The sequence below is a fragment of the Aeoliella fuhlenseeensis genome, assembly GCF_052161615.1.
Taxonomy (GTDB): domain Bacteria; phylum Planctomycetota; class Planctomycetia; order Pirellulales; family Lacipirellulaceae; genus Aeoliella.
Window position 1 is genome coordinate 4573623 of the sequence record NZ_CP197417.1, and the last position, 12902, is coordinate 4586524.

A 12902-nucleotide genomic window follows, 5' to 3' on the forward strand; every position below is an offset into this window, starting at 1 on the left:
GTAAGATGCTCGCCGAGCCAAGTGCTCGATGAGATTAAAATAGAAAAACCACCGTCGGCCCCTGCCAAGGTCCGGCGGTGGTTTTCTGTTTCGGCCTTGAACTTCATCGGAAGCGATGTAGTTCAACACTTCGAAGCGGGTGCTTAATTCTCGGCAGGTGCCTCAGCGGCGCTGGCCTTTTCTTCTTCCCACTTCTTGATAGTCTGCTCGATCATCGGCTTCATGCGCGGATCGATACCTTCGCTGGCGCTAGCCGCCTGCAAGTAGGTGATGGCCTTGTCCACGTCACCGCCAGCATAAGCGAGCTGGCCGAGCGCGAACTGCGAAATGGCATCGGGTGTCTCGCCAGCCGCGTCTTCGAGCATCTTGGTGACGGTAGCCGTTAGTTCGGGGCTAATTTCTGCTCCGCGACTCTTCATCTGAGCGATCTGAAGTCCCAAGCTAACCAGTTCCTGCGGGCCTAAATCCGACCCACGGGCCTTTAGCTCGGCAATGGCACGCTCGGGATCATTGGTGAACATGGAAGCGAGCGCCATGTTCTTGAGTTGAGCCACATTGCGCTTGATCTGCTCGGCCATCTCTTCGTTGACTTCGAGGCTCTCAAGCTCTTTAACGAGCTCATCGAACTTTGCGTAGTCGCCATCGCGTGCCGCACGGACGGCGTTGTTGGCAAGCTTGCCGACCATCTGAGTTTGCTTGAACTCCGTGGCGAATGCCTCACGGTCCCAGGTGCCGGCGACTACGGCTTCGAGAGCCTCGTCCATTCCCATGGGGTGGCCGATCCACTCGATCTTGCCGTCCTTACCGACGACGAAGGCACAGGGAATACCGCTCTGGCCAGCTGCTTGGAAGTAGTCCTTCTTCACCGACTCGTCGGGGTCGGTGGTCAGGCAGTAGGCGCTGGTGAGTTCGGCGTAGGTCGGTTTGGCTTCGCCTTCGGCGGCCTCCGCCTCGCCACCCTGCTGCATGACGTCACGCTTCAGGAAACCTTCGACGGTTTCGAGCGGCTCGTCGCTCACGCTGACGATGGTGACACCCTGATCTCCAAAACGCTTTTGCAAATCCACCAAGTGGGGCATGCTCATGATGCACGGACCGCACCAAGTGGCCCAGAACTCAACGACATAGACCTTGCCAGGTTCGAACTCGTTGAACGCTTGGAACTTGCCGTCGCCGGTGCTCATCCAGTGTTCGATGTCGATGGGAGGAGCCACCGAGCCGATGGTCATTTCCTTGGCTTCTTCAGCGGGCGCTTCCTTCGCAGCGTCGGCGGCGTGAGCGAAGGGCGAAAGGGCGAGCACGCCCGACAACAGCAGCAACGTGAGTGGGGATCGAACCACGAGAGGCTCCGGAAAACAAGGAAGGGGAGGGTTGGGAGGGATGGATATCTTAACGCGCCCCGGAATGGCGAGTCAAACTACTTCCGCGACCTTCTTCCTTCGATTTCCCCCGTTTTCGCCCGGTTCGGCCTACTCCTTCTCTGATACCGCCTCGGCCTTGGCGGCAGGCTTCGCATCGACTTCCGGCTTGGCGGGCGTCTCCTCTTCCGGTTCGCCGGCGACCCGCTTGGCGTCGAGCTTCTCTTCCTCGGGCAGTTTGGCTTCGGGGATGAACTTCAGCGAAACACTGTTAATGCAGTACCGCTGGCCTGTAGGCGTGCCAGGAGCATCGTCGAATACGTGACCCAGGTGCCCGCCGCAGCGAGCGCAGGTGACTTCGACGCGGACCATACCTAGCGAATAATCAGGGGTTTGGACCACGCGATTACCCGCCTTGGCAGCGTAGAATGCCGGCCAACCGCAACCGCTGTTGAACTTGGTGTCCGACTCAAACAGCAGCATGCCGCAACCCGCGCAAGCGTAGGCGCCGGGCTTGAACGTGTGGTCGTACTTGCCCGTAAACGCTCGCTCGGTCCCTTTCTCGCGAAGGATTTGGTACTCCTCGCGGGTCAGCTCCTTCCGCCACTCGGCTTCTGTCTTCTCGACTTTGGGAATTTCCTTTTCCGCAGATTCGTCCTTGGCCTGCGCAGTAGTGTCGTTTTTGGAGTCGGGCATGGCAGCATCCTCGCTGGCGGCAACGGGAGTCTTGGAGTTGTCAGGCTGGTCGGCGCTCACTTCGCAACCGGCGAGCGCGACCAGCACGGGCAGCAGGAATAGGGTGACGTTCATGGCGTTTGATTGTAACAGAATTGTGGCCGGAATCCTCCTTTATCTTAGGCACGGATGGCACCGAGGCAAGCAACCGGGAATAATACGGGCTGCCCCCTGCGAAACAGTCGCATTGCAATTCTCGGCGGTCGTTCCTCTCCTCCGAACTGGAGTCCAACCATGGCACGCAGCCAATGGGTAGTCGGCCTGTTCTCGTTGATGGCGGTTTCAGCGCTGCTCGTAGCTCCCGTGTTTGGTCAGGGCAACGCGTTCATTCCGATGCTCAATGACCCGGGCGGCAACTTCTTACCACCGGGCGGGCAGCGGGGACCGGGACAGGTCGCCGGTCAGGGACAGCAGGGGGTCAATCAGGGGTTCCAAGGGGGCGCGGCCCAGGCCGACTTCGACTCGCTGATGGATCTCATCATTTCGACCGTCGAGCCCGACACATGGGTGGAGAATGGTGGTCCTGAAGCTGACATTCGCCCCTTCCCCAACGGCGTGTGGGTCGATCCGGCCGGAGTGCTTCGCGAGAGTCGCGCCACGGCGAAGGTCGAACTAGCTTCGCTCTCCACCCCAGCGGTTCCTCAGAAAATCGAATCGACGAACCCACGCACCGCGGCCAAGCTTCGCTGCATTTCGCTGCCGCGACTCGAGGCCACGATCTACCAACGCATGGTCGATCGCAAGCCGCTCGACGAATCGATGTTAGTGCTCGCAGGACTCGAGCGAATTGAGTACGTGTTCGTTTATCCTGAACTCGGCGACGTGGTGATCGCGGGTCCGGCTGGCGATTGGCAGCTCGATGCGGAGAATCGATTGGTGTCGGTCGAGCACGGGACGCCTGTCGTTCGGCTCGATGATCTACTCACGCTGCTCCGCCGCGAGCGAGCAGAGAACCACAAGCCGTTCGGTTGCTCGATCACACCACGGCAAGACAATCTCGCTGCCACGCAGGAATTCCTTGGCCGCACTTCAACAACACCACTGAAGCCCGGCAGAAAAGCCCGCGAGGTGTGGCTCGACGAACTTCGCGGTACGCTCGGTAGGCAAGACATCGAAGTCTTCGGGCTTGATCCGCAGACGCACGCTGCCCATGTGTTGGTGAAGGCCGATCATCATATGAAGCAAGTTGGTATTGGCCTCGCCGATGGAGTGGTGGGAGTCGAGAGCTACCTCGATACTGCTGCCCGTGCGAAGCAGCAGCCCGCGCTCAACGTGCTCCGCTGGTGGTTTTCGACCAACTACACCGGCGTTTCGCAGAACGAAGCGGGGACGGCGTTCGAACTCGTCGGCCAGGGCGTTGCCGTGCTAAGCGAGAACGAACTTCTCACCAAGCGTGGCGAGCGAGTCCACACGGGCAAATCGGACGACGCGACGCAGGGGTTCGCCCACCAGTTTACGAGCGAATTCGAAGCTCTTGCGGCGAAGTACCCGGTGTATGGCGAGCTTCGCAATTTGTTTGACCTCGCGATCGTGGCGGCGCTGCTCGATTCGGGCGATGTCTATGCAACCGCGAATTGGCAGCCCGTGCTGTTCCTTGACGCCAAGCACTTGCCGCTGCCAAAGTACCACGCCCCGAAAGAAGTCGACACGATCATGAATCACCGGCTCGTCGACAAGACAAAGATCCTCGCAGCCGTGAGTGGCGGCGTGTGGATCGACAGCGCCGGCGTGCTGCAAAAGCGAGTCGAGCCGAGCGAGAAACTCGACTACCACCGCGAGCGAATGCCGGAGGAGATCGAGGCGGGGGAGTGGTGGTGGGATTTGGAATAGACGGCTGGATGGGAGCCGAACCCCGCCCAGGCTTGGGCGGGGCTATGGGGCAAGATACGTACCATGTCTACTCGCAATTGGCTGATCGTTATCGCCGTCTTCAGTGTGATCATGGTGCCCGTCTCGTATGGCGTCCGTGCTGCTAGAACGGCACTTATCGCTGAGTATCATCTGCATGCGATGCTTCAAGCCATTGTCGCGACGCAGTCCTACGTCGAGCAGCATCATGGGGCGTGGCCTCCAACTCCGAAAGACCTAGCGTCCCACGCTCGACCTGGGGATGACATGGACGGGGTGCTCGATCATTTGACTTATGATTTCAAGGCGGATCCAGCCGCGTTGGCCAATGAATCGTGGGAAGAGTTTTCCGGGATTGTGCCACGAGAACCTTGCTTCAGGGCGTACGACAATCAACTGATGTACTTGATTGATACGCTGCGTCGTTATCACGGTGGCGCCACTACGCCGTAATGTGGCGTATGCTTCCAGCTTGCGGTTTTTTGATGGGCGTAGGGTGGCAAGCAGGATGCTTACCCCACATGCTGGGCGGGGCTATGGAGATGCTTCCACAAGGTTGAACGTCCGCAGTCGTACTTCACCCGGTTGTTCGGCGGGGAGGACCAAGACGGCGCGGATGTCGGGGTGGGCTTCGCAGTACTTGGCGGTGGCCTCTTCGCCCATCACGTAGAAGGCCGTAGACAGGGCGTCGGCGAGTGCACCGCTGGGGGCGAGCACTGTGGCGGAGTGCATCGCATCGGCGGGCCAGCCAGTGCGGGGGTCGATTAAGTGGCCGTACCGCCGACCGCCGAGCATGAACGACTGCGTGGCGGAACCTGATGTCGAGAGCGCTTCGTTATGCAACACAAACTCGGCGATCACTTGCTGTGGCCTAAGAGGATGGCGCAATCGAACGATCCAGCCCTCTTCGCCGGTACGTCGGCCACGGGCCACCAGCGTGCTGCGTCCGCCGTGCAGCAGAAAGTCGGTCACTCCTTCTTCCACCAGCAGTTCCGCTTCGCGATCAATGGCGTAGCCCTTGCCAATGCTGTTGAGGTTGATGTCGACGCCACGCTTGGCGAAACGAACGGCATTGCGTGTGGGATCGAGCTCGACGTGCTTCCAGCCAACGTGCGCAAGGGTTTGTTCAATCTCCTCGTCGCTCGGCACGCGACCCTGCCGCCGATCAAATCCCCAAAGTCGCGATAGTGGGCCGCCGGTCATGTCGAACGCGGCGCCCGTGTCGCGGTAGATTTTGTCGCCGAGCTCGAGCATCTGGAACAGTCGCGATTCGACTTCGAACCAATCGTCCGCAGCCGACCGATTGAGGTCCATCACTTCGCTGGTGTCGCGATAAACGGTCAATTGCTCTTCGAGGTCTTCCACCAGATCGAGTGCCCGCATCGCGGCGGCCGTGTGGGTGTTTTCGTTCTCGCGATCGGCATTTAGTCGGATTTCGAAGTCGCACGCCATCGCTCGGCGACGAAGCGTCAGGACATAACCTGCGGACTTCTCGCCGCCGGTCGTTATCTCGGCGGGGGCCAGGGCGTCGGCGAACTCGGCCAAGTGACCAGCAGCTCGCACGAGCGCGTCCCCCGCCACTTGGCCTGCGGAGCGTCCCGTGAGAAAATCGCGGCGGTGCGAGGTGCTGGGTTCTTCCATGCTTCGATTATAAGCTCGCGCTCGCTACAAGTCCTCACGCCTCTCGAAAGTCGACATGTCCGAACCGATCATCAGCGTTTCCGGCCTGCGTGGAATTATCGGCGAGTCGCTTTCGCCCGAACTCGTGGCACGGTACCTGGGGGCGTTTGCGTCGGGTCTCCCACGCGGACCCATTGTGCTGTCGTACGATGGCCGCGCCACCGGACCGATGCTGTGCGAGGCGGCGCGGGCGGCGCTGGTTGCGACGGGGCATACCGTACTCCATGCCGGCCCGCAGGCCACGCCGACGACGGGCATTTTGGTGAAGCACTACGGCGCGGTCGGCGGCGTGCAGATCTCGGCGAGCCACAATCCGGCCGAGTACAACGGCATCAAACTATTTGGCGAGGATGGCCGCGTGATCCCCGCCGCGAGAGGGCAGGCCGTCAAAGAGCGCTATCTGGCAAACGACATCCAATGGGCCAAGCACAACGAAATCGGTTGCGTCGAGGCGATCGCCGACGCAGCGGAGCTGCACTGGAAGTTGATCGAGCCACTGGTGGATGTTGCTACCATTCGCAAGCAGCAGTACAAGGTGCTGCTCGACTCGAACCACGGTGCTGGCGGGGTGGTGGGGCGTTACGTGCTCGACAAGCTTGGCTGCGAAGTCGTTCATCTGGGCGCGGAACCAAGTGGTAAGTTTGTCCACACTCCCGAACCCACGGCTGAGAATCTAGTCGACGTTTCCAAGCGAGTCACGAAAGAAGGCGTCGCGGTTGGCTTCTGCCAGGATCCCGACGCCGACCGCTTGGCGGTGATCGACGAGCGAGGTCGTTATGTTGGCGAAGAATACACGCTGGCGATTGCGGTCGATCATGTCCTCGCGCAAACTCCTGGGCCGGTAGTCACCAACTGCTCGACGAGCCGCATGACCGAGGATCTTGCCGAGAAGCACGGCGTGCCGTTCTATCGCTCGGCAGTGGGTGAAGCGAACGTCGTTGACGCAATGAACGCGCATGCCGCGGTGATTGGTGGCGAAGGCAACGGCGGGGTGATTCACCCGCTGGTGGTCGGCGTGCGGGACAGCATGGTGAGTATGGCCCTGGTGCTTGACGCGATGGCGAAACAAGAGAAGCCACTGAGCACGATCGTCGACGCCCTGCCCCGCTACTCGATACATAAGTCGAAAGTCGTTGTGCCGAACGAAGCCGTATCGGCGGCGCTCGAGAAACTAGAGGCTCACTTCTCGGCGGCAACCGCGGATCGACTCGATGGATTGCGGCTCGATTGGTCCGACTGCTGGATGCTAATTCGCGCGAGTAACACGGAGCCGATTGTTCGGATTATTGCCGAGGCACCGACGGAAGTGGCGGCTCGGGAGTTGTGTGAAGAGGCGGCGCGGGTAATGAGTGCGTAAAAGGGTTTCCAGTTGCTGGGCTCGCAAGAGTACAGGCGGCGATGGAGGGCGGCCCGAATTCTTGCGAATCCTGCTACAAGTGAGAAGCTTACCCGAAGAACCCCGCAACCTTCGACGCCAGCGTTGGCAAGTTGTAGAGCAAGTACCCCACGCCCACGGCCGTGACGATCATGCCAACCAGCCCCACCAGCCCATCGCGTGAGGTGACGGCGAGGCCCAGGAACAAGATCGCTGCAGCGGGCACGGCCGCCAGCCCCGGAAGCAGTTCGGCGGGTGGCAATGTGAATGCGAGTACGACGCATAGCCCGGCGATGACGTACTCCATGGGTCCTTCCACCAGCACCTGAAGCCGCCTGCCGATGAAACCATCCACCCACTTCGCCCATGGTCGGCTTTTGTCGACCGCCTTGAGCACCTTCTCGCGCTCAACGCTTCGCTCGCCGATGAAATCGGGGACCCACGGGTGGGTGCGGCCGACCAGATACTGCCCAGCAATAAGCACGACGATCACCCCCATGATGGTGGGGACGGTCGGAATCATGCCAACGGGTGGTGTGAGCGCGACCAGCGCTGGCAGTACCAGGAGTGGACCGAACGTGCGGCCCTCGAAGGCGTCGAGGGCTTCGCGGACGGTGACGGTATCGTCCTCGGCTTCGGCCTTTTCTTCCAGCTGGTCGACAACTTCTTCCAGACCTTCAGGCGATCCATCGGCGGCGGGCATCGCGGTACTCCAGGGGTGGGGAAACGAATACTTCCCCTGAAGCAATTGGTGTGCCGCGAAGCGATACTATTTCGTCGCCGCAAGGCGAAGCGCCACCAAGTACGGAACGGGCTCGCTGCCGAGGGCGTTAAGCACGGTGCCGCCGGCGGTGAAGGTGTGGGTGACCCAGTCTTCTTCACCGTACTTTTCGAGGGCCTTGCCACCCTCGCCGCCACCGACGTAGACCTCGACACCTGCTTCTTTCATCCGCTTGAGCTCGGGCATCCAGGCCTTGGTACCGGCTTCGAAGCGGGGGTCTTCGAACATGCCGAACACGCCGTTGTGGAACGCCACGGCTCCGGCTCCGTGTTTCTTGATGAACTCGGTCACGCCCTCGTGGAACTTCGCCACGCTCTTAGGGCCAATGTCAAACTGCTGATCGCTAGGCGACAGTTCGTCCTTCGACGAGCCATCTTCCACCACCGAATCGCAAGGCACCGTGAAGGTGATGCCTTTCTGGCGACCGTCGGCGACGATCTCCTTGGCCTGCGCCACGCGGGCATCGGGGATGTACCACGGCTCGCTCTTGTTCGCCGGGTCTTCGGCGGCACCCAGGCAAACGGGCTTGCCGTCGAGCTGACCAATCGCCTTGCGAATCGCCATCGCCAGGCTGCCGGACGCGAAGATCTGCTTGATCGAACCGCGGGAGATCATCGCTTCCATGTCGTCGAGCTTGTCGATCTTGATGCCGCTGAACACCGCGAGCGTCGTCTTCAAGCACTTCTGCATCGGGCCATCGAACTCACCAGCGGCGTAGTCGCCTAGGGCCACGCGGTCCATCGCCGCCGGGACGGCGACGCTCGAAGCATCGAGCGAGCCAGCGCTGAACGCTTCGTTGACGTAGACCTTGCCGACCTTCTCGGCGAGCTCGTTGGCGAACTTCGCCAGATTCGGTGCAAGCTTTGCGAGCTCTTCCGGCTTGGCTTTCCACAGCACGCGCTCGATGTTGTACTTGCGAGTGTTCTCCAGCACGATCACCGCGCCGGGCATCGCGGCGTCGATGGTCTGCTTGACCTCGGGCTTGATGGTCATCGTCTCTTCGTCGAGCCAGTCGCTGATGAAGGGCACGTCGCAGCCAAGGATCTCGCCGATACGCTTCGCCACTTTGTCGAGGCTTTTCTCGGGCTCGCGGCCAACGTGGCCAAAGATCACTTGCTTCCAACCGTGCTGCTGACCGAACTTCAAGGTGTCGGCCATGGATCGCAGGCGAATGTCGCCCTTGCCTACGGCGTCGCCTGGCTTGGCGTCGACGTCGCCACGCACGAGCACCACGGTTCCGCTAGGCAGGTCCGACAGCGAGCTGAGCCGCGGCACGGCGTCCAGGTAGTCGTTGAGCGTCAGGTCGGGCGCGGCGGCGCGACCGGCGAGCAACTTCTCACACCATGCTTGCATTTCGGCGGGACTGACAGCCATCGGTAAAACTCCTCAAAAGCCTGGGCGTGTATTGGTTTAGGCGACCTCGCCCGTGCTAGTAGTAGCTCGGGCGGTGCCTGCAAATAGCTAGGACGGATTGTATCGCGCCTGTCGCGGTTGCGCAAAGGTGCCGCAGTTTTCCGCCGTGCGCACGAAAAAAGCCGCGACCAGAGCTCTGGTCGCGGCTTCGTGAGTTTCGAGTTCGAAAGATTCGACTACCGCTGCTGCTGAGCCGAGGCGGGCTGAACGGCCGTGTCGCGGACCGCGGCACCGGCACGTTGTTGCTGTGCGGCCTTGGGAGGAGCAGGAGCCTGCGTGGTGCCTGCCAGGTAGTTGTCGATGCGGGCGTTGCGATGGATGTCGTCGTAACGCTGGCCCATCGCCAAGCGGAGCTTCTTCTCCAAGATGTCCTGCATCAGGATGTCCTGCACCGCCGCCATCTCGATGTTCTCGGGATTCGTGCGGCCTTCGTACTTGAGCACGACGTACTTGTCGCCAAGCTGCACGATTCGCGGCGGATCGTTTTCGTTCATGTCGAACGCCACTTCTTCGAGCTGAGGCTGACCACCATGACGGCGGATCGGGGGCACTTCGCCTTGCAGCGCCTTGCTCGTGGGTTCAATCGAGTACTCTTCAGCAAGTTGGCCAAAGAACTCCATCGAGGGATTGGTGCGAGCCTTTTCCCAAATGTCTTGAGCCTGACGCATGTTGCCCAGCACCACGGCGCGGCAACGAATGCGCGGGCCATAGTTGGCTTCGTAACCCTTCTGCAAGTCTTCTTGAGTCACTTGCACCTGACCGTCGGTCAGCTTCTTGAGTGCTGCGGAGGGCCATACCGAGTCGCGGACGTACATCTTGTAGTTCACACCCTGCTCTTCGGTCGTCAGCTTGATCCACTGCTGGACATCGGGCTGGCCGGCATCGTTCACCACGCCGGCGAGCTTCGCGGCGTGGGCGATTTCGGCATTGATGTCGTCTTGGGTAACGGTGAGGTTCGCGGCACGCAGGGCTTGTTCGAGTAGCTTGTGGCCGATCTCGATGTTCAGTACGTCCTGGCCATGGCGAGCGAAGGCTTCTTTGCCAAGCTCTTCCATCGTCACCTTGTCACCATTCACCAGCGCCGCCACACCGGGCATCTGCTGGCTGAGCTTCTCGTCGTTCAGCACGTTCTGGATGACGGCCGTGTTTTGGAACTCGGCAAACTTCTTCGCCGCTTCGTCACGCAGCTTGCCATCGCGAATCGTTTCGGTCAGAGAATCCTTCACCGAAGCGAACGGCATGTCGCGGGGCAGATTGTGACCCTCGCACTTGAGAATGGCGAACTGCTCGCCAATGGGAATGATCTGCGAAATCTGGCCCTGCTTTAGGCTGAAAGCCACACGCTCCAGACCTGGATCGCCAACGTGCATACGGATCGGCTGGATCAAACCACCAATGCTCGCGCTGTTGACGTCGATCGACTCGTTCATCGCGAAACGGGCGAAGTCGTCGGGATTCGCCATCAGCATCTGGTGCAGCTTCTCGGCCTTCGCGCCGTCGGCCACCACGATGATTCGCGTGCGAACGCTGGGGCCAAACTGGCTTTCGTACTCTTTCTTGAGCTCTTCGTCGGTGACAGTCAGTTCCGTAGCCACCAGCTTACGCAGGGCGATGGTGGGCCACAGGATGTCGCGCTTGTATTCGGCTTCGGTCACGCCACGCTCGTTGGCAAGAAGTTCCAGCCAGCTCTCGCGGGTCAGCTTGAATCGCTTGGCCATCCGCTCGAGTTCTTCTTCCACTTCCTGCTGCGTGACGGTCACGCCACGCTTCTGGCAATGGTGCATGATTAGCTTCTTATTGCAGATGCTTTCCAGCACACTCTCACCAAAACGCTCGGCACACGCCTGTTCGAGTTGGCGACGATTGATGTCCTCGCCATTGACGATGGCCATCACGTCGTGCTCGGGCTCCTTGTAAGCCTGCTTCGCACTGGCTTGGCGAACATCAGGATCGGTCACCGGCGGATTGGCGTCGGCCTCGGCAGTGCTACCGAACTGGCGGCTGGCAAAAGCAACGCCCAGCACCACAAAGGCACTGGCTACCATCCACACCCAGCGGCGGGAATTCTTCGGCGAGGGGGTCTTCTGGCGGGTCATGCTGGTTTCTCCGTAAACCAAGAGTGACGGCGGGCGTGGCAACGCGAGTTTCAGGCCATCGTGGCCCTACATTTCGCGCGCACGTTTTTAATTGGGGGCGCGAAAAGTACCAAAGCCCCCATACCCCAGCAAGACGAGTTCGAAGCAAGTGCTAGCATTCACTCGTCTTCGGTGACGTAAGCAGCCTCGAGGATCCTGATTTGCGAGGGGCGATCCAGGTCCAATTCCATTTGCTGAATCCTATCCGCCATTAGCGTGAAGGTTCGCTCCAGCGATTCGATTTCTAGTTCTCGAAGTCGAACGTCCGCGCTGCCAGCCGCCGATTCGCCGGATTCCTCTCGCACCGTGGCGAGATCCGTCAGCTTTTCACGGAGTTGAATCTGGTACTCAGCGTAACTACTTTTTAGTCTCTCAAGGCCCTTAGCACCTTCGAACCGAGCCTTCATCACCACTTCGTCCATGAAAGCCCGCGAAACGGCTTGTACTATCGCCCTTAGGTCATTTGCCTGCTCCTCAGGGCCTTCCAACCGAAGAACCAGCAGGTCCGAATCTCCCTCGAACTCTGCGACCATGTTCGCTTCAAGCCACTCGAGCGGTTTCTCCTTCTCGGAAAGGAAGGTGCCCTGCAAATCGGCATTTTGCAGCGCGGCGGTAAATACCGTGGGGGTCACCATCATGCTCGACATCGACTCACGAAAGCTGCGAATTTCGCGTTCCGTTGGAGGCTGCGTCTTGCCGTCAAGATTCCAGGACGAGGGCGCGCTCTCTACACAGAACACCGCCTTTGCGGTGGCGACCTTCGGCCGTGACGCCACATACACGCCGTACCCGAGGGTACCAAGCACTAGCAGCAACAATAGCCCGACTAATAGAGACTTCATCACGTCGCCCCCCCGGCGTTTGAGTTAAGAGCTTGGCTTACTCCATCACTTCCGTTTCCTTCGCCTTCGCCGCGGCGTCGACTTCGGTTTCGTACTTCTTCGTGAGTTCCTGCACTTCGTCCTTCACGGCGTCGCGGATGTCTTCGCCGATCGTCTTGTCCTTGGCAGCCGTGTCGAGGGCCTTGTTGGCGTCGCGGCGGACGTTGCGGATGGCGATCTTCGCGTCTTCGGCCAATTCCTTAGTGCGCGCGACCATCTTCTTGCGGACGTCGCCCGACAGCGGCGGGATGTTCAGGCGGATCACTTTGCCGTCGTTCTGCGGTGCGAGGCCCAGATCGCTGGCGATGATGCCCTTTTCGATGTCCTTCATCACCGAAGGATCGAACGGTCGAATGACCAACTGTTGCGGTTCGGGGGCGCTGACGCTCGCGATCTGCTTGAGCGGCGTGGGCGACCCATAAGCGTCGATGCGGAGCGAATCGACCAACCCCGGCGTTGCCCGACCGGTGCGAATGCCGGTGAGGTCGCTCTTGAGCTTGGTAACGGCCTTCTCCATCCGCTCTTCCGCGTCCATGGTGACTTCTTCAACGTTCATGATGGTGCTCCTTGGGGACGCCAGTCGTTTAACGCCCAGCCGTAGGCGCCGGCTTGGCATTACAAACTTGGGAGAGCGATTCGGACCGCGCCTGTGCTTCACTCCCGTAGAAATTATCCGCTTCGTCCAACGTAGCCGGC

The 12902-nt window shown here is 60.4% G+C and carries 11 protein-coding genes; 3 read left to right on the forward strand and 8 right to left on the reverse strand.

Annotated elements, in window-relative coordinates:
* Window positions 1-143: 143 nt before the first annotated feature.
* Window positions 144-1340 carry a redoxin domain-containing protein gene (locus tag SH292x_RS17860; protein ID WP_442482377.1) on the reverse strand — a complete coding sequence of 399 codons (1197 nt, stop codon included), beginning with the start codon at window positions 1338-1340 and terminating at the stop codon, window positions 144-146.
* Window positions 1341-1469: 129 nt separating this feature from the next.
* Complete coding sequence (gene msrB, locus SH292x_RS17865) at window positions 1470-2168, reverse strand: peptide-methionine (R)-S-oxide reductase MsrB (RefSeq protein ID WP_442482378.1); 699 nt, start codon at window positions 2166-2168, stop codon at window positions 1470-1472.
* Window positions 2169-2327: 159 nt separating this feature from the next.
* Here msrB and SH292x_RS17870 point away from each other — a divergent pair, with 159 nt between their 5' ends.
* On the forward strand, window positions 2328-3923 hold the full coding sequence (locus SH292x_RS17870; RefSeq protein WP_442482379.1) for a DUF1598 domain-containing protein: 1596 nt from the start codon (window positions 2328-2330) through the stop codon (window positions 3921-3923).
* A gap of 63 nt (window positions 3924-3986) precedes the next feature.
* Window positions 3987-4394: a hypothetical protein gene (locus SH292x_RS17875; RefSeq protein WP_442482380.1), complete on the forward strand. Its 408-nt coding sequence runs from the start codon at window positions 3987-3989 to the stop codon at window positions 4392-4394.
* An 81-nt stretch (window positions 4395-4475) separates the two neighbouring features.
* Here SH292x_RS17875 and SH292x_RS17880 read toward each other — a convergent pair whose 3' ends face one another.
* Window positions 4476-5582, reverse strand: coding sequence for an FAD:protein FMN transferase (locus SH292x_RS17880; RefSeq protein ID WP_442482381.1), 1107 nt, complete (start codon window positions 5580-5582; stop codon window positions 4476-4478).
* A gap of 55 nt (window positions 5583-5637) precedes the next feature.
* On the opposite strand from SH292x_RS17880, the gene glmM reads away from it, so the two are divergent.
* Window positions 5638-6978, forward strand: a complete 1341-nt coding sequence (glmM, locus tag SH292x_RS17885) for a phosphoglucosamine mutase (protein WP_442482382.1) — start codon at window positions 5638-5640, stop codon at window positions 6976-6978.
* An 88-nt stretch (window positions 6979-7066) separates the two neighbouring features.
* Here the strand turns inward: glmM and SH292x_RS17890 are convergent, their stop codons facing one another.
* The 5 genes from SH292x_RS17890 to frr all read right to left on the reverse strand — a co-directional run bounded on the left by SH292x_RS17890 (window position 7067) and on the right by frr (window position 12762).
* Window positions 7067-7699 (reverse strand): exopolysaccharide biosynthesis protein, encoded by a 633-nt coding sequence (locus SH292x_RS17890; RefSeq protein WP_442482383.1) that lies wholly within the window; start codon window positions 7697-7699, stop codon window positions 7067-7069.
* Between the two features lie 66 nt (window positions 7700-7765).
* Entirely contained in the window at window positions 7766-9151 is a 1386-nt protein-coding gene (pgk, locus tag SH292x_RS17895; RefSeq protein WP_442482384.1) for a phosphoglycerate kinase, read from the reverse strand.
* A 215-nt stretch (window positions 9152-9366) separates the two neighbouring features.
* Window positions 9367-11286: a peptidylprolyl isomerase gene (locus tag SH292x_RS17900; RefSeq protein ID WP_442482385.1), complete on the reverse strand. Its 1920-nt coding sequence runs from the start codon at window positions 11284-11286 to the stop codon at window positions 9367-9369.
* Between the two features lie 158 nt (window positions 11287-11444).
* Window positions 11445-12167, reverse strand: coding sequence for a hypothetical protein (locus SH292x_RS17905; RefSeq protein WP_442482386.1), 723 nt, complete (start codon window positions 12165-12167; stop codon window positions 11445-11447).
* 37 nt (window positions 12168-12204) lie between these two features.
* Complete coding sequence (frr, locus tag SH292x_RS17910) at window positions 12205-12762, reverse strand: ribosome recycling factor (RefSeq protein WP_442482387.1); 558 nt, start codon at window positions 12760-12762, stop codon at window positions 12205-12207.
* Window positions 12763-12902: the final 140 nt, after the last annotated feature.